Annotated in this window: 5 protein-coding genes and 10 pseudogenes; 5 read left to right on the top strand and 10 right to left on the bottom strand. The window is 58.2% G+C overall.

The annotated features are described in order from the left end of the window. Positions 1–74: 74 nt before the first annotated feature. Positions 75–869: an SDR family NAD(P)-dependent oxidoreductase gene (locus ACVWW1_RS41065; RefSeq protein ID WP_456659823.1), complete on the bottom strand. Its 795-nt coding sequence runs from the start codon at positions 867–869 to the stop codon at positions 75–77. 814 nt (positions 870–1683) lie between these two features. After that, positions 1684–2978, bottom strand: a pseudogene (locus tag ACVWW1_RS41060) (aminotransferase class I/II-fold pyridoxal phosphate-dependent enzyme). A gap of 257 nt (positions 2979–3235) precedes the next feature. Here ACVWW1_RS41060 and ACVWW1_RS41055 point away from each other — a divergent pair. Beyond that, positions 3236–3419 (top strand): annotated as a pseudogene (locus ACVWW1_RS41055) (transposase); the annotation flags it as partial. 399 nt (positions 3420–3818) lie between these two features. Here ACVWW1_RS41055 and ACVWW1_RS41050 read toward each other — a convergent pair. The 5 genes and pseudogenes from ACVWW1_RS41050 to ACVWW1_RS41030 all read right to left on the bottom strand — a co-directional run bounded on the left by ACVWW1_RS41050 (position 3819) and on the right by ACVWW1_RS41030 (position 12475). Beyond that, positions 3819–5166, bottom strand: a pseudogene (locus ACVWW1_RS41050) (aspartate aminotransferase family protein). Positions 5167–5591: 425 nt separating this feature from the next. Beyond that, on the bottom strand, positions 5592–6356 hold the full coding sequence (locus tag ACVWW1_RS41045; protein ID WP_456659822.1) for a hypothetical protein: 765 nt from the start codon (positions 6354–6356) through the stop codon (positions 5592–5594). 653 nt (positions 6357–7009) lie between these two features. Next, positions 7010–7900, bottom strand: coding sequence for a crotonase/enoyl-CoA hydratase family protein (locus tag ACVWW1_RS41040; RefSeq protein ID WP_456659821.1), 891 nt, complete (start codon positions 7898–7900; stop codon positions 7010–7012). 946 nt (positions 7901–8846) lie between these two features. Then, positions 8847–11393 carry a CaiB/BaiF CoA transferase family protein gene (locus ACVWW1_RS41035; RefSeq protein ID WP_456659820.1) on the bottom strand — a complete coding sequence of 849 codons (2547 nt, stop codon included), beginning with the start codon at positions 11391–11393 and terminating at the stop codon, positions 8847–8849. After that, on the bottom strand, positions 11393–12475 hold the full coding sequence (locus ACVWW1_RS41030) for a carboxyl transferase domain-containing protein (RefSeq protein ID WP_456659819.1): 1083 nt from the start codon (positions 12473–12475) through the stop codon (positions 11393–11395). Before ACVWW1_RS41030 ends, ACVWW1_RS41035 begins: the two co-directional genes overlap by 1 nt. Positions 12476–13561: 1086 nt before the next feature. On the opposite strand from ACVWW1_RS41030, the pseudogene tnpC reads away from it, so the two are divergent. The 4 pseudogenes from tnpC to ACVWW1_RS41010 form a co-directional block, all read left to right on the top strand. Then, a pseudogene (tnpC, locus tag ACVWW1_RS41025) lies at positions 13562–14291 on the top strand (IS66 family transposase); the annotation flags it as partial. Between the two features lie 4 nt (positions 14292–14295). Continuing rightward, positions 14296–14589, top strand: a pseudogene (locus tag ACVWW1_RS41020) (tyrosine-type recombinase/integrase); the annotation flags it as partial. A 31-nt stretch (positions 14590–14620) separates the two neighbouring features. After that, a pseudogene (locus ACVWW1_RS41015) lies at positions 14621–14884 on the top strand (transposase zinc-binding domain-containing protein); the annotation flags it as partial. A 52-nt stretch (positions 14885–14936) separates the two neighbouring features. After that, positions 14937–15806, top strand: a pseudogene (locus ACVWW1_RS41010) (IS91 family transposase). A gap of 378 nt (positions 15807–16184) precedes the next feature. Here ACVWW1_RS41010 and ACVWW1_RS41005 read toward each other — a convergent pair. The 3 pseudogenes from ACVWW1_RS41005 to ACVWW1_RS40995 all read right to left on the bottom strand — a co-directional run. Beyond that, a pseudogene (locus ACVWW1_RS41005) lies at positions 16185–16356 on the bottom strand (IS66 family transposase); the annotation flags it as partial. Positions 16357–16362: 6 nt separating this feature from the next. Continuing rightward, positions 16363–17622 (bottom strand): annotated as a pseudogene (locus ACVWW1_RS41000) (IS256 family transposase). Positions 17623–17718: 96 nt separating this feature from the next. Then, positions 17719–18033: pseudogene (locus tag ACVWW1_RS40995) on the bottom strand (IS66 family transposase); the annotation flags it as partial. Positions 18034–18055: the final 22 nt, after the last annotated feature.

Genomic DNA, 18055 nt, shown 5'->3' with positions numbered 1-18055 from the left:
CTGCCGGATCGCAGCGATATCAATGGGCGGACAATCCGTCGGATCAACATCACGGCCATCGAGACTGCATGGCGCTAGGCGGCGAACTCGCCGCCCGTGATATCGATGGTTGCACCGGTGATAAAGCCCGCTGTCGGCGAGGCTAGAAATGCTGCGACCTGCGCCACCTCTTCAGCCGTTCCAAAACGGCCAATCGGAATCCGGCTGAGCGCAGAGCGGTTGACAGCGGCCTCTGGTGGTCCAGTTAGATCGCTGAGAATCCGCCCAGGAGCGATACAATTGACCGTAATACCGTATGGAGCGAGATCACGCGCTGCGGCGCGGGTCAATCCGACCAATCCCGCCTTCGACGCGGCATAATGAGGCCCTGCGATCAACGGCACGGCACGGCCTGCGACCGACCCGACATTGATGATGCGTCCATATCCTTTCGTCATCATTGCTGGCGCCAAGAGCCGCATGAGAATAAAGGGGCCGCGGAGATTAACATCGATGACCCGCGCCCACTCTTCAAGCGGCGTCTGAGAAAGCCAAGGTGCATCCTGGTCCGCGCGCTTGGGGGAAATGCCTGCATTGTTGACTAAAATCGCAATGTCGTCCCAGCGCGCTCGAAGGCGATCAACAAATCTTCCCACATCGTTTTGTTGCGTTACGTCGATCGCCTCAGCGTAAAGCCGATCTCCCGGACAGCTAAGAAGATGAAGCGCCCGCTCCACATTCTCCGATCTTGTCGCGACAAAAGCGACCTGATAGCCATCGGCCAGGAACCGGCGTACAATCGCAAGGCCAATCCCGCGTGCTCCTCCGGTCACGAGAGCAACGCGCCCGTCTCTTCGGCCCATGAGGTTTTCTGATTTCAGCATAACCATCAAACGGTCGTAAGAAGGGTGACGAACGGGTCCACAGCGCTGGGATGAGGCAGCGCCGTATGCCTCGCTAGGTAATATCGTCGTTGTCGTTCCCTCGTCCATCTGGCGAACTGCGGGCTCGGGTTGGAGCCGTCGCGTCTTTCTTTCCAGCACCTATGACTCCTCGTCTCGTCATTCGCAATTGGTCGAAGCTTCTCCGGAGGAATGCCCAGCAATCCGCGTGAGCTGTTGGCGCGGGCAGTTCGCCGGCCAGTGCTGGAGCCGGCTTCTAGCCCCGCAGAGGTCTCACAGAGCACGCGGTTGCGCCCTTGTTTAAGCCAACGCCATTCCATCGCCGCCATCATTATTTGTAGATGGCTCGTGATGTAGCGCCAGCTTTCCGTACCAGTTGCCATAGACACGGGTTGTCCGACGCGGCACCAGATACACCCAAGGTGCGTGGCCAGGCACTTCACCTCACCAACCTTAGCGACTGCCAGCGCCCTCACCCTATGCAGCTCCCTGACTCTAGGGCAGTACGACATGCGACAGCATGATGTCGCGATCGAGAATGGCAAGCTAAGGTGTCGCGCCAACATGAGGCGCGAGCCTAGGGCGCCGACGCTGAGCGCATATCTCAGTCGGGTATCAATGCGCTCTCCGGAAGTATTTATCCTACCGTACGGACGCACCGAGGACGTTGGCTTTAACGATTCAAAGATGCCCTTGAACAATGGATCGATGACTGAAGAGCCTTCTTCTTCTTTCTTCACACGCGGTAGCAACTTCGTCGTACCGGCGAGCGCCATGAATTCTCTCCACTGTATCGCCGACATCACTCAGGCGGCCCCGATGCGATAGCCGTTCTGTCAGGTACCCTTTCCAATATGCAGTCGCATAGCCGCTCTATATCGCGAACTTCGTGATCGGCTGTAATGCACACCCGTATCCCTGCCTTTCCTTGGGCGATCGTCGGGAAAAACGTCACCAATGTGTAGAAGCCGGCGCCAAGAAGCTCTCTTGCGATTGCGATCGCCTTGGCTTCGGATCCGATGCCCACCATTCTGATCGGAAATGAGTTGCCCTTCTCGGCTGTTGTGACACGACGATCAAAGACTTTGATCCGATGAGCCAACCGGTCCTGTCTTTCGCCGAGTTCTGCCGAGCAGTGAATCTTGCAGGAGCCAAGCGCTGCACCAACCGCCGCCAGATTGGGGGCCACCGAAAACGCATACGGAATCGAGTACCGTCGAAACAGGTTCTCCTGGTCGGCCGTTCCGAGCATCAACATGCCGCCTGAAGCACCAAATCCTTTGGCCAGCGAGGCTGCTATGATCGTGCGGTCACCAAGCGCTTCCGGAAACTGAGACCGAGCAAATCCTTCGCCTTGACGTCCGAACAGCGATATGCCGTGGGCATCATCTATGTAGAGAAAGAGCCCATAACGTTCTTGAAGCCGACGCAGCTCCTTGACTGGCGAATTCCCTCCCATGGAGTAAACACCATCGCATACATAGGCGACTACGGGATGTTCGCGGCATAAACGTTCGAGAGCCTCGAGGTCGTTGTGTGCAATCGTTTCTACTCGCGTCTCATCAGCGACCACGCGGGCTTGTGATAGGCGAGCGAGATGTGCGCAATGCGATCGAACACGACGAGCGGCTTCCTTCCGCCTGTCAGTTGGCCCGACGCAAGGAGCGGCATCGCTCCTAGATTGGCGAGCATAACAGTGGAAAAGGCGAGCACCCGTGCCCGAAACATCTCCGATAGGGTTACTTCAAGATCTGCCAGAAGATCGAAATTGAGTCGCGTTCGTGCGCATGACCAGTGCAATGATTGATGCATCTCAATCGCTTCGATTGCGCCAGCGACGATCACGGGATGATTGTCCAGGCCCAGGTAAGAGCATCGCGCGAAATCAATTACATGAGGTCGACCATCAAGCGGGCCGACGCCCAAAGCAAAAGCGCGTCCGGTCAGGGAACGTCCGTGGACGGCCATGAGACCAGCCGCATGGGCCGCGTCGTAATGCGCCATGCTTTCGTTGATCACGTAGGCGGTATTCCGAAAATGACCGGTCGGCCGACCAGTGTCAGAGAGCGCGCTCCGCTGTTGCATTTCGTTCTCCATTCCATCAACCTACATCCGACCCAGATAAGTGGCACAGCAGGCGGCACAATGACGTCGGGTCGCACTGGAGATTCAAATGTTACGGGCAGCTCGATGGCCCCCTTGATGCAACCGAATAAAGCACCGGCTACTTCGCTTGGACAGCTATCAGATTGGATAGGGCAGATGTGCTTGGAGCACATCGCGGCAATACCGCCGCCGTATCGCAGTAGCTATGAAGTAGATGGCCGCCGACTTCATAAGCAGCAGAGCGACGGGGTTGCGCGGTTGCGGAGATCTGCCGCAAGGTCGGGATCAGCCCAGCCGACACATTTCAATGGAAAGAAGAAGCATGACGGATTGCTGCGGACAGAGATGATGAGGTGGTTGAAGCAGCTAGAGGCGGAGAACAGCAAGCTGGAAAAGCTGGTGGCCGACCTGTCGCTCGACAAGGAGCAGATGCTGCAGACGACCTGCCACACGATCAAACGAGACCGGGGGTGATGGACTTCTTCCACGACCAATTTGGGACAGGATACAAACCTCGTGCGCTACGATCGATATCTTCTCCCGTTTCTCCCCCATGGGGCGATCGGCAATCGACCGCCGATTTTGCCGCAAACCGCGCCGGTGCAACCAGCCCGCCAGCGCCGGTAAGCTTACTTCCAGGCGCGTCCAACACCATCACGACGTCGGCGCTGCGGAAGGGGAACCGTTGCTCCAGCGATGCTCGACGGAAACAGTCGACACGGACTACCTAATCTACCCGGATCGACTCATCGATAGGCTGCGAACAATGGCCCATTCCTTCACTTGGTAGCCGAGCTGTCGCGCCCGCAATTCCGATCGAGTATCCAGGGACTATTCGCGCACCTCAATGGCGTCCAGCAAGTCTCGATGGCTATCGAGAAATAGTGCAAAGGTATCGACGATGAGCTCAGCGTCGGCGCGGGTCATCGGTGTCGAGATCGAAGCGGCAGCGCCAAGTGGCAGAATGATCCCGTTGTCCGCAAAGAAGCGCGTGAGCTGCTTCGTCAGAGTTGCTGCGGCGGGGGCGGGATGCGCCTCACGATAGTCGTTCGGCACTAGTGCCATAGGATGGATGCGGAAGAGTGAGGCGGCCCCGGTTACGCAGAAAGGCGCGCCACGGTTCGAGATTGCCCGACCGATACCGTCTCGGACAATGTTTCCAAGCGTTTCAAGACGTGAAAAAGCCGTATGATCTAGATGCTGCATTGCCGCAAGACCCGCTGTCATTGATAGAGGGTTGGCGGAAAATGTGCCTCCTTGCGGAAGCGGTGGCCGGCCCGCTGAGGCATCGAAAACTTTCATCACGTCCTCGCGGCCACCGATTGCTCCAATCGGCAAACCGCCGCCGATGATCTTGCCCATCGTGACGAGGTCCGGAACAAGCCCATAGCGGGCGGATGCCCCTTGGAGACCCTGCCTGAGATTCAGAACTTCATCAGCAATCACCAGAATGCCGTGGGTACGAGCAGTTTCCTGAACCGCAGCAATGAATTCAGGCTTCGGCGGAATTAGACCTCCGCGGCTTGGCATTGGATCCACAATAACGGCTGCAAGGCTGGGCCCATGCATTGACAATAACCGGCGCACGACTTCAGCTTCATTGAAGCGGAGCACAACCACTTCATTGAGCACACTCGCAGGCATCCCGCGATAAACAGCCGTCGACTTAGGCGCGAGCGGATCCCCCCAATTGTCCGGCGTTGCCGCCAGACTGACCTCGGCCCAGTCGTAGGCGCCATGATAGGCGCCCTCGAGCTTGGCAATTTTTGAACGTCCGGTGAAGGCACGCGCAGCTTTGATCGCAAATAGCACGGCCTCAGTCCCCGTATTGACGAAGCGAACACGATCAACCTGTGGAATCCGGCCGCATAGTAGCTCGGCAAGTTCGATCTCACTCTCTGTCGGATTTGCGAAGCAGCTGCCGCGCTGGAGCTGACGCGTTAGCGCGTCTACGACGGGTGCGAAGGCATTGACCGTGGATCAACGCGGTGAAGTTGCAATTGAGGTCGAGAAACCGGCGGCCATCGACGTCGAAGAGATAGCTGCCCTCTCCGCAGTCGATATACAGTGGCTCAGGATCCCGCTCGACGGTTACTCTGGAGGTACCGTCAGGAAAAACCAGGCGCGCACGGGCAAAGTTATCCTTAGATTTCTTCCCAACACTCGCGATTGTCACCATAGTAGATTCTGCTCCCCTTTATCGATTTATTTGTCATTCCTTTAGGCCGAACGCTACTTCTCTCCGGCCCACTTCTTTCGGCACTTGCATTTGGCGGGCGAACTGCTGCGCTTCTCTAAGTGAGATGGAGCTGATCTGAGCAATCGCGATGCTTACCTGAACGTGAAAGTAGGCGCCAATCTGAATTGGCTGCCTGTCTTGCCACACGCTGGCATTCGGCTCGCGCAGTGAACTCCCGCCAAATCGTTCAGTTCCATGTATCTCAAGCACGGAGGTGGAGACGACGCGGACAGTCGCATCTCGCACGCGCAGGCCGGCATAGCCAATTCGAATTCTCGCTATTGCTGTCGAATATCGTCATACCGGTTGAGCACCGCCTGGTCATGCTGGTGAGATACCCGGGCCTAAAGCCAGCTCGGGTCGCTTCAGTCGCGACGATAAACAAGATTCCTCAACTCCTCGCCGGTTAGCCAAACAAGCAAATCGTCGTCCACAATATTCTCCTCCACCAGTCTTAAGATCGCCCCACCGGGTTCATGATGCGCGTGTCCGTATTGCGCAAGAACGCCCTTATCCAGTACCCAGCGCCCAGCAAGTCCACATAGAAAGTCTGGAGCCCACAAGGCAAAGGAAACGCCGCGTAGTATTCCAGCCATGATCTCGGGCATGCCCTGTCCTCTAAAGTCTCTGCGCAACCAAAAATCCCCATGGTACGCTACTTTCCCGGCAATCTTCTTCGCGGTTGGTGCCGTGCAAGTGCAACTGTCTTGGGGGTGTGCATGTATGGCGGGGTCAGCGTAGAACGCCTTCAGCGATTCAAGATGTTCTGCAAAGTTGCTCTTCGAAAGGTCATACAATCGAGCAGCCTCTACAAGCACGACGTCGTTATTCTTGTCGAGCCCTATCATCCAATATCCCTCGCCTGACTCAATTGGCGAGCGATCTGGCCGAAAACTTGGCTGTGTCTGCCTCTTTGTTGGAAGGGCCCGTGTGATCGAGACATACTCATGAAAATCGAATCCGATCGAAAGCTTGATGCCTTTCTGGGCGGCGGCGTCGTCGTATGCTTGGAGAAAGCGTGAGACTTGCAACGGATTCACTGGGCTTATCATTGCTGCGCCTTTGGCCCTATCGCGGCGAACTGCTTGCTGCCCAATACGGCGAGTTACAAACCGATGGTACTGCATCATCAATGGATCGAGACACTACCTACTCTGGTGAGGAACGTTGGACTGACGATTAAAGAGGCTGTGTTGGCAGTTACCAGTTTCACTGAGTAGGTCTTCGTCAAAGTTGAGCGCGATACGCATTGGGTGATACGATGGAAGCCTGCCCACTGACCGGAAACGACCTCGCACTGCCTCGACAGCGACGATCCGCACTGCTGAGGACACGTTTGCGCTCCAGCGACGAGTTGGCCCTCACTATTCCGACGCCGGGAACCTCAATTCGCCGGGCCGACGATGCCGCTATTGCCACCGCCCTGATCGCAATTGGGTCCCTTCTTGGGAAATCTCGAGGTTCCAAGAAAAACCGCAGGCGGCGGAATGGCATTCTGACATCGAGCAAGCCACCGTCGCACTTTACGCATGCATCTTCGTCCTCCAGCCCTCCCTTTGACGAGTCTTGCTGCGCGTGCCCGGTCGGATATTTGCTGACTCGGCGCACCAGTACCCGGAGATGGGGGTCAGGACGTTCGTTCGCCTCCGCGCTGCTCGCCGCCCACCTCACAATGAAATTGCAATAGACTAAATGTGACGCGCGACCTCACATAGGATGGACCTCACCTAGATATTACAACGTCGCACCCTCCTCGCTTTCGCTCGCGTGGCCGGAATGCTCACTAATTGTACTCCTGCTCACTCCACCAGGGAAAGAAGTCTGGCATGTTAGCGGATACCTTGTTCTTGAATACTGCGGGCCGCTTCTCTAGGAATGACATCACGCCCTCCCTGCCGTCTGCGGAACCGCCAAGCACATATCCGGCGCGGCTGTCGATCTTATGGGCTTCCATGGGATCATCGGCGCCCAGCATGCGCCACATCATCTGCCGGGTTAGCGCGATCGACACAGGCGCGGTTTTCTCGGCAATTTCGCTGGCGAGCGCATGCCCCGTCGGAAGCAGTTGATCGGGCGGTACCACTTTGCTGACCAGCCGGCCGCTGAGTGCCTCCTGAGCCGAAAACACCCGCCCGCTGTAGCACCACTCCAGCGCCTGCCCGATGCCGACGATGCGCGGCAGGAACCAGCTCGAGGCAGCCTCCGGTGCAATGCCACGCTGGGAGAACACAAAGCCGAAGCGCGCGACCTCGCTCGCGATCCGGATGTCCATCGCGAGCTGCATGGTCAATCCCACGCCGACAGCCGGCCCGTTCACCGCAGAGATCACGGGTTTGAGGCACTTGAAGATCCGCAACGTGAGCTGGCCACCGATGTCGCTGAGCTTCGGATCGCTGTAATCAACCGAGCCATCGGGTAGCCGTTTCACCGAGCCGAACAGCGCGTCCGTGTCAAATGAGTTGGCGCCATGCGAAAGATCGGCGCCCGCGCAAAAGGCTCGGCCTTCACCGGTAACGATGATTGCGCGGATATCGTCGTCCTTATCGGCACGGTCGAAGGCGTCAATCAATTCGCGCATCATGCTGAGAGTGAAGGCGTTGAGCTTCTCCGGTCGGTTCAAGGTGATGGTGAGGATTTGCTCGACGACCTCATATTTGATGGTCTCGTAAGCCATGATGTTTCCTTCTCGGGTGTGGATGACAGCGGGATCCGGTCACTACGACCTAGTCTGCTTCAGTGCTTCGGCCAAAGATTCGTCGAATATTTCAATGCCTTGATCTAACGTCTCAGAGTCGATCGTGAGTGCAGGCAAAAATTTTATGACCTGATCAATGGGCCCGCATCGTTCGATAAGTAATCCCTTCTCAAATGCCTTGCGTGCGGTAGCGCAGCTGTCAGATCGGCTTAATTCACTTACGTCAGAACCGGGAATAACAAACCTACTAAGGCTTGTAGTATTTGATCCAGAGCTGCACATGTACGATATAGATGCAGGTTGTCGACTTCGGAACCGAAACGATCTTTCGGCGTTCTATAGGCCGTCTTCGAACTGAGCCAATCGGGAGCGGCTAGCGCGGGAATGCGCAGCTGATTTAAGCCGCTTGGCATTAGTCCGCGCGAACGTCGGATTTCGGTGAGGTTTTCATCCGGACTTCGATAGTCTCGTGACAAGTCCAGAATAGCGCAACGCGGGACACAGCTTAGGAGAGTAGAATTAGAAGAGTAAAAGCGCGCCCGGCCGGAACGACATCACCCTCTGCCTCGATCAATTACCTCCCCCGGCTACTCGACGATTTCGGCATTGAACGATACGGTGGCCGCGGGCGCGGCGCCAAGCTTCCTTGATGCGAATGCGAACGACGAGAGGCCAGCGAACATTATCAGCCAACTGCCGCCGAGATGGACTACGCCGCTCTCCGGGGCGCTGGTTTTCCCGCCGTCATCTTGACCTTATCACTGGGATGCGAAGGGCAATCGTCGCCCGCTTTTGCTCCGATGCTGGGTGCCTGAAAGGCACCAGCATCATTACGATGCAATAGTGCAGCATTGGTCATGTCTTCACGACAGCGGAGATTGTTTCCGTCTGCCTACTTGATGCTGCGCTATCAGCGGCAGGCAATCTACCATAAGTGGGTCGTCAATCTGGGAAATTTATCAGAGTTATGATGCCTTTCTTGCTTTTTTTGCGAGCTCTCCTTCGGACAGCATCGCTGTACCGATGATGCCATCCCCCCGATGATGCCATCCCTGCCCAATTCCGCGATCCCGGCGTCGGAGAGTCCGAGAAGGCCTGATAGGATCTCTCTGTTATGCTGTCCCAGCGTCGGCGCCGCTGTGCGGATCGCATATGGCCCTACGCCCTCGCGAATGGGCATCGAGGGCTGCGGATGTAAGCCCATGAAAGCGCGTTCGACTTCCTGCAGAAATGCGCGCGACCTGAGATGTCTATCCTTGAGCAGGTCGATCGGCAGGCGGGCCACACCGGCCGCAACCTTTGCAACTTGCAACTCGCACATAGCCTTATCCGCATCACGGGTGAGCGTCCAAGCTTCGATGGCTTTCTCGATCACATCCTCGATGCCGCGGCGCGCTTCAGCAGATTTCAGCGATGCGTCCGTGGCCCAGTCTGGCCGGCCAATGAGGATGGCCAGCTTCTGCCACATGTCCTCATCTGTCGCCGCTACCATGATCCAGTTGTCCTCCCCCGCACACCGGAAGCAGCCGTGCGGCACGAACTGCGGATGTCGATTGCCGTATCTTATCGGCGGCGTACCGCCGATCGAATGAACGGTGATCCACGGCGCCGCGAACGGCATCATGCACTCGATCTGCGATAGATCAATGAACTGTCCCTGCCCGGTGTTGCGGGCATGACTCAGTGCAACCAGAACTGCAGCGCAGCCGTTCAACCCGCCGACCGCATCCCCGAACGCGACGTGGCTCATCACAGGCGAATCGCCGGCATTTCCGACCACGCTCGGCAACCCCGACCCCTGCTCGAGGGTCGAGCCGTAGGCTCGGCAATTGCGATGGACGCTGTTCGTGCCAAAGGCTGACATTGACATCATGACGAGCCGCGGGTTGACCGTTCTGAGCACCTCATAGCCAAGCCCAAGCTTTGGCAGCACGTCAGCCGAATAATTGTCGACGACAATATCAGCTCCAGTTACGAGCCGCTTGACGAGAGCGCGACCTTGGCACCGTGTTAGGTCGAGAGTGATACCGCGCTTGTTTCGATTCATCATGCAGAAGCGTATCGTTTTCTCGTACAATTGACCGTCGACGTAAGCAGGTCGCCGGTCAACGCCGCGAAACCAATCGGGATATTGGATGGCCTCGATCTTGATGACGTCCGCACCGAGATCGGCCAGGGTGCGCGTACACAATGGACCTGCCCAGCCCATCGTGAAATCGATGACACGAATTCCCTGCAGTGGCAGCAGCCCGCCGGCATTGATGCGGCCCGATGACGCCGACGCCGCGCCCCTCAGCTGTCTTCGGGTATCCGCAAAAGCCTGCTGCTCGCCGGGAGCTGGCACCTTGCCGCCCCGACGCGGCGGCGTCAAGGTCAGCCGCTGCATCGAACCAGCCGTCAGGCCCTCCTCTTTGCCAAGCAGGATGGGAACGATTGCGCCGCGTTCCCTTTTCTCCACGTCCTGAAGCAGATCTGATATTTCGGGTACTGGCACGATCGGAATCTTGCGTTTCAGTCCCTCCGCAAACCATTCCTGCGCTGTCCGCGTCTTCAGCCTCGGCATAAACTGTCGCTCGATCTGCTCCATATGATGCAATCGATCTTCGCCGAGGACCAAGGCCGGATCATCACGCAGTTCGGATAAGCCGAGCATGTTGCAGAACGCGTGCCATTGTGCAGGCGTTACCGTCGTAACACCAAGCCAACCTTTTTTGGTTTCGTAGATGCCGGACGGAAAGTTCGGCCAGAAGCGGTTAACGCCAATCCGGCGCATCACATCGCCGCGCACAAACGCCCCTAACACGAAATCCTCGCTGAGAGCGAGACTCGATTCAAAGATACTGAGCGACCACGACCGGCCTGCCCCGCCCTGCATTCGCGAAAGTGTCGAAGAAGCTGCCGCGATAAAGCCCCACAGGCCGGCAAGAATACCCGTCTGGAAATCCGGCGCGTACAATGGCGGCCCCTCGACTGACCCAGTCAGCTTGATGAGGCCTGCGAGCGCACGGACGGTGGAATCCGTTGCGGTGAATCCCGCATAGGGACCCTCGCGGCCGAACCAGCTCGCTTCGAGGTAGATCAACCCGGGACGTCGCTGCCGGATCGCAATGATATCAACGGACGGGCAATCCGCGGGATCAACATCGCGCCCATCGACCAGAATGTCGCAATCCTCGATCAGTGCCGTCAACCGCGCGATCGCGTCGGGTTTGGCGCTATCTATGATGATGCTGGACTTGTTAAAGTTCAGGAATGCGAACCACGCGCTCTGGCCATCACCCGTGAGTGGCGCGCTGCGGCGAAGCGGATCTCCTGCTGGCGGCTCGACCTTCTGCACATCGGCGCCGAAATCAGCAAACAACCGGGTACAATAGCTGGTCGCGGCCGAGCTGCCGATCTCGATGACCCGCAGATGCGATAGCACTCCCATCGAGCGATCCATTTTTTCAGCCATGCTGATGCTCAGGGACATCATTTGTCACGCGAACCTGCCCGTCGACATCGCAACGCCGCGCTGCTCTCCATGCACAGATACATGGGTGTTGCGATTGGTGCGAGATGCTGGCGCTCGGACATATCGCAGAGCCGCAGCGATCCGAAGTCTTGTCTTCGCGAAATCGTTAAGCTCTTCGACCTCAAACACCGACGCAATCGATACGAGGCTTGCCGTTCACATACAGGTCCGCGCCGTTTCTCAATTAATGTTCTTTGCGCTCGGGGCCGGCGACGGACTCCATCTGCTGGAGGACGCCGTGCCGCAAGTAAGCTCTGCAGCTCCATGCCGCCGAATTTTCCGGTTCGCTGCGGAGCGGCAAAGAAAGCATGAAAGTCGCTCCCGATCCCTGACTGCGTACGTAGACCACGGCCCTTGCACAACACAATACCGGCCAGCGCGACGAGCAGGCTCACCCCGCTAGCCAATATACACGACATGTGACGCACGACGGCAGCTTTTTCGGCCTCGGTCCCCACCATGAAGCCGAACGTGCCGCACAGCGATACGATTGGCAAGTCGAATGCGTCCCAAAGCTGCAGAAAACGCGCGGCTTTACCTCGTAAGGCGAAATCGATAGTGACGCCGAGATGCCTGGGTTTGTTCGGGATAGAGCCGAATGGCTTGCACTCGATGCGAACCAACGCTGAGCTCATACCGAGGCCCACGTCGTGGTGCAATTCGACCATCGGATCCTCGTCGGTGATAACATCGATCCCCGCCCGGAAGTCATAGACACTCAGAAGATTCTCCGGAATTGACGACCGCAGCAGCCGCTGGTCACCATTTTTCATTCCGCGTTCGGGGCCTCGAAATACAATATGCGTTTCAGCGCGAGTGCACGTCCCTTGCCGCTCACCTTCGACGAGAACGTTGACGCCGTTTGGAGACAGGAAAGAGATCCGGACCACTTCGGCATGATGGTAAATACGAACGCAGCCGTCTTCGATCATCGCTGGTCTAGCTATGCCGATCGAGGTGTTTCTCGTCCCAATGTTAACTTCGCAATAGCCCAACATCGCCGCAGTGCTACCGAAGCAGTAGCCGGAAACGAATGCCATGACAGGCACGAGGTCGAAACGCTTGGCACACTATCTCGAAGACAGACCATCGAGGATCATGCCGAGCCGTCCGCCATTGCATTTTGGGCATTTTGTTCTCCATTCTAATCTGCCAGGAATAAGCACCCGACGCTCGGGCGACTCGGTACGACAGCGCGGCTTGGCGACATCGGGCCGAATTGAACGTTCCAAGCTTGCGGGCGGCCGCTGTGGTTCAAACGAACTAACCACAGGTTACTGCGCTTGGGCACTACCAAATCAGATAGCGTGGGAACGTCGGTGGTAGCGGCGCCGCCGGCGCCAAGCCGAACGGCGCGCTTGATGACGTCTGTGCGCGGAACGACATTATCAATGATTGTAGTGTTGCTCATGATCACATTCTCATAATCGAGGTCCCCTGAATGACGCTCCGCTGCGCGCCGGTCGCAGGAGCGACGGCGGAGAAAGTCGAGGCAATCTCAAGCAGCAGGCATTACTCGCCCGCAGCTTGGACACAATGAACTACCTCGCTTCGCCCCTGCAAATCGTACAGGTGATAGATGTACAGTCAGTAAAATGAAATCAACTTTATTTTTGACGGAGAGCAATGATCGCTTCGCGGGCAACGCAGGCGTGAAATACCTGCGATGTCTACTGTTCAATCAAGCATGACGCGCCTTCACGATAGAAACACACGAAGCACCTTGACTGTTCGTCTTCCTTGAGCGACGTGAACGCACACGCCTCCGCGTTTGCGATCAATTTGCGCGGTCGGTTTTCGCCTAGCACACAATATCGCTAGATCACTCTATCGTTCCTGACGAGGACTCCGATGCAACGTGCACACAGAATTCCAAGCAACGCATGATGCGACGCGAGTCTGGCCTCATCAGCTTTGCGCACGTCACCCGAAGCTCTCCGCTCCTGATTAATCGAATTTCAGTTCGGCCATGGAAATTCCTAATTCGTCTACTGACAATAAGGTTTGGCGAGCCACGCTCGAAGTCGGAAAGGGCACGGGCTCTCGCGTTGTTCCGCAATGCCAAGCAATCACGATCTTCTTACCACATGACCTTGCCCCCAATGTGGAACGGCCCGGCGTAATTGAACGAATTGATGGCGGAACGGGCTGTCGCCAAGACGACGACGGTCTGGGGATTTACGCGCAAGTGCGGTGAGCGCCAGACCTTCCCTGAGCACCTTCCCAGGGAACAAGTGGTGATCAATCCACCGGCGGCTTGTGAGTGCTGTGGCCGCAATCGTCTGCGCAAGCTCGGCGAGGACGTGACGCGCACGCTGGAAGTGGTGCCGCGCCAGTGGAAGGTGATCGAGACGGTGCGGGAGAAGTTTAGAAGTTTACCTGCCGCGACTGCGAGAAGATCAGCCAGGCGCCAGCGCCATTCCATGCCGTCGCACGAGGCTGGGCCGGTCCGAGCCTGTTGGCCATGATCACGTTCGAGAAGTTCGGCCAGCACCAGCCGCTGAACCGCCCTGCCGAGCGCTACGCTTTGGAAGGTGCCCGGTCGCGCTGTCGACCGTGGCGGACGCCGTGGAATCAGTTTGCGCGTCCTGGATCCCCTCCTGCACCTGTTGGAAGCTCATGTGATGGCAGCCGAGCGCCTTCATGCCGATGATACGACCGTCCGGTGCTGGCCAAGGGGAAGTCAGATACAGGTCGGTGCTGGATCTACGTCCGGGACGACCGGCCGTTTGGTGGCGCGGGGCCGCCGGCGGCGATGTTCTACTACTCACGCGACCGCAAGGCGAGCATCCCCGGACGCATCTGGCCCGGTATGCCGGCATCCTGCAGGCCGACGCCTACGACGGGTATCCCCAACGAGCCGATATCGACCAACGCGGTGCAGGACGCCTGTAGCAAGGCGCATCGGCTAACGGGCCTTGCCAAGCCCGTGACGCCGCATTCGCTGCGGCATGCCTTCGCCGTCCATCTACTCGAGGCCGGCACCGATCTTCGCACCATCCAGCTCTTGCTTGGCCATCGCAGCCTGTCCACAACCGCGCAATATCTCCGGATAGCCACGAACAAAATCTGCGCGGCGACCAGCCCGCTGGAGCTGCTGCCGCGCCCAATCCCTAAGGCACCACCACCACCGCCGCCGCCTGAACATTTCTGACGGCGGCCCCATAGGACGCTCAGGTCCGGAAGTGGCGGATATCTTCCGCCGCTATGGTGCTGCCTGGCGCGAGCAGCACTGGAGGTCTCTATCGACCGAACGACGTGCAGCAATGACGCCGATCGAGCGCTGCCGAACAGCCGCGCTCGGTGGCCATGTCGAGCAGTGCGATCACTGCGGAGAGCGGCGGATCTCCTACAGTAGCTGCCGCTCGCGCAACTGCCCCAAGTGCCAATCGCTCGCGCGGGCAGATTGGATCGAGGCCCGACAAGCGGAGCTTCTCGATACGCAGTATTTTCACGTTGTTTTCACCATACCCGACCAAATCGCAGCGATCGCATTCCAGCATGCCTGGCACCGTATACGATATTATGTTCCGCACAGCTGCAGAGACTTTGCGGACTATCGCTGCCGACCCCAAGCACCTCGGTGCCGAGATCGGGTTCTTTTCTGTCCTTCATACTTGGGGCCAGAACCTCCTTCACCATCCCCACCTCCATTGCGTCGTTCCTGGAGGAGGACTGTCCCCGCGATGGCAGCCGCTGGATCGCGTGCCGGCCCGGCTTCTTCTTCCCGTGGCCGTGCTTTCCCGTCTGTTCCGGCGCCTATTTCTCAGCGCCTTGCAAAAGTCGTTCGATACCGGCGAGCTACAATTCTTCTCGTCGCTGGAACCGTTGCGTGATCCGGCTGCGTTTCAGCGTTATCTGAACGATGTCGGCAGAATCAATTGGGTTATCTACGCCAAGCCGCCATTTGGCAGCGCCGAATAGGTTGTGCACTATGTCGGCCGCTATACGCATCGGGTAGCGATCAGCAACAGCCGTGTCATCGATATCGAAGACGGCAAAGTGCGCTTTCGATGGAAGGACTACCGCCACGGAAGCCAGCAGAAAGTAATGACGCTGGACGCCCGGGAGTTCATTCGGCGTTTCCTCATCCATGTCCTGCCCGAAGGCTTCAAACGTATTCGCTACTATGGTTTTCTGAGTAACCGCTACCGCAAGCAAAAGCTCGCTCGCTGCCGTGAACTGCTCGGAATGATATCCGCCGATGCTCATTCGGAGCCAAAAGAGCCACCCGATTGCCCCGAGAAGGCTGAGCACTGCAATGCCGCTTCCTTGCGTCAATGTCCATCCTGTCATCAAGGCCATATGGTGTGCGTCGAGGTATTGCAGCCAGGTTCGTTCAGTGCCGCTCGTTCACCGGACACTTCTTGATGCGAGACATCGATCAACCAAGAACCGCCACCTTCCATTTCGCAATTCTTCCGGCCGCCGTGGCAGCCGATAGATGCATTGTTGTCGTTCTTCCGACGTCAAACCTCCGGCGCTTCGCATTTTTCGGCTACTTCGCTTCCCAGATGTCGCTTCCACCCAGTACTTTCGTGATAATGTCCGCTTTGGACTCGTCTCCAGTCCAGATCACGACGTCCACAAATAACGGCGCAGTGATTCAACACCCATAGCTGCAGCGGCGTGCCCGCGGCTTCGTCCAACACGTTTTTCGATTACCGGCGCCCCTCGCGAGTGCTCGTGTTGGGTACCGAACCACGCGCTGCCAATCTAAAAACGCTCTCTATGCCGCGCGTGGCATAGACAGGACTCGATCAAGGACGCGAGGACTTCGGCACCGCCGTCGGATCCGGCAAACAGCACGTAGCGGATCGATCGTTCGACACGTGTTATTGTCGAGTTCGATGCGGCCGTCATCGATGAAGCTGGTCATCCCCTGCCAGCGCGAGGAGCTATGCCTGAATCTGGGTGACAGAGCCGATCAGGCGGCGTGGCTTTGCTGGGTCGGAATGACCTCGATGCCGTCGGCGAATCTGACACCGGCGATGATCTTCGGCAACTGATTTGTCCCTTTCAATCGACGCCAGGTTTTCGAGGCTGCATCGATCAGCTTGAACACCATCAGCCTGGCCGTCTGTGGCGACAACGATCCCTTGGTCCGAACCGTCCTGTGTCGCACTTGGCGAACACGCTTTCGATCGGATTGGTGGTTCGCAAGTGGACCCAGTGCTGGAAAGTCATAGAATGCCAGCAGATCCTCTCGATCCTTGACCAGGCAATCGACCGCGCGCGCATATTTTGCACTGTATTTCTCGGCGAAGGCTTCGAGTGCAAGCTCCGCAGCAGCCCGGCTCGGCGCCATGGAGATGTCCTGCAAAGCCTTCTTCATGCCGCTCTGCACGGAGCTCGGAACCTTGTTGAGCACGTTGACGGTCTTGTGCTGCCAGCAGCGCTGCCGCCGCGTGCCGGGGAAGACTTCGTCCATCGCCTTCCAGAAGCCGAGTGCACCATCGCCGGCCGCCAGTTCAGGCGCGACCTACAGTCCGCGCCGGCGAATGTCGATCAGAAGCTCGCGCCAGCTCTGGGCGCTCACGCGCACGCCGACCTGGAAGCCGATCAGCTCCTGCTTACCCTCGGGCGTCGCGCCGATCAAAACCAGCATGCATTCGCTGTGGTCCTCCATCCGGGCCTGCAGGAAGACGCCGTCGGCCCAGACGTAGACATAGCGCCGCGCCGCCAGATCGCGCTTCTGCCAGCGCTCGTACTCGCCCTGCCATTGCGCCTTCAGGCTTGCGATCACCGATGGCGACAGGTTCGGCGCGTCCTTGCCGAGCAGTGCCGAGAGCGCTTCCTGGAAATCGCCGGTCGAGATGCCGCGCAGATAGAGGATCGGCAGCAGGGCATCCAGGCTCTTCGTCCGCCGCGCACACAGCGGCAGGATTGCCGAGGTGAAGCGGATCCGATCAGCTCCGGTCGCACCACGGTCTCTGACCTTGGGCCGCGCGACCTCGATCGCGCCAATCCCCGTGGCAATCTTACGCGCAGGGCCAAAGCCGTGCCGCACCACCCTGGCACGGCCATCCGGCAGCTTCAGCTCCGCCGTCGTCTCCAGAAATGCCTGCAGCTCGATCTCGACGGCCTGGACGAGCAGCTCACGGGCTCCGTTTCGCAGAATTTCTGTCAGTGGATCGTCAACCGCAGACGGCTGACGGAAGGCAAGGATGTTGGTAGTCTCGTTGATGGCGTATCGCTCTCCTTGAGAGGTTCTGGCAGGCTCGACACCCGCCTCGATGCGCCGCCTCTCTCAACCCGTCATCACCCAGTTTCCCGCATAGCTCCAGCGCGAGAGGGCGTAGCGGTTGGCGTCGGCGAGCTTGATCTTTTGGCTGATGAGAGCTGCCGCGCGGCCATGCCTCGAAGGCATCGGCGAGCGGCCGGCTTTTCTGCTGCCACACGAGACGGCGCTCCTCCGTGCTGCGGCTGCGGATCTCCTTCTTGATCGCATAGAATGCGGCAATGTGCTTGAGGGCCTCACTCGCGATCGGAGCGGGGCCGGCTGCCGCGAGTTCGTAGAAGTTGCGCCGCATGTGCACCAGCAGAATGCGAGCTCGACCTCGCCGCGATAGGCAAGCTTGGGATAAGCGCTGGAACCGATGGAGTGGACGCCCCCGTTT

Source organism: Bradyrhizobium sp. JR3.5 (genome assembly GCF_054057015.1).
Note: the sequence above shows the minus strand (reverse complement) of the source record. Positions and strands in the feature narration are given on the sequence as shown.

Coding starts and splice junctions, on each gene's coding strand:
- ACVWW1_RS41065 (WP_456659823.1), bottom strand. CDS start 869: ATGGTTATGCTGAAATCAGAAAACCTCATGGGCCGAAGAGACGGGCGC.
- ACVWW1_RS41045 (WP_456659822.1), bottom strand. CDS start 6,356: ATGATGCAGTACCATCGGTTTGTAACTCGCCGTATTGGGCAGCAAGCA.
- ACVWW1_RS41040 (WP_456659821.1), bottom strand. CDS start 7,900: ATGGCTTACGAGACCATCAAATATGAGGTCGTCGAGCAAATCCTCACC.
- ACVWW1_RS41035 (WP_456659820.1), bottom strand. CDS start 11,393: ATGTCCCTGAGCATCAGCATGGCTGAAAAAATGGATCGCTCGATGGGA.
- ACVWW1_RS41030 (WP_456659819.1), bottom strand. CDS start 12,475: ATGGCATTCGTTTCCGGCTACTGCTTCGGTAGCACTGCGGCGATGTTG.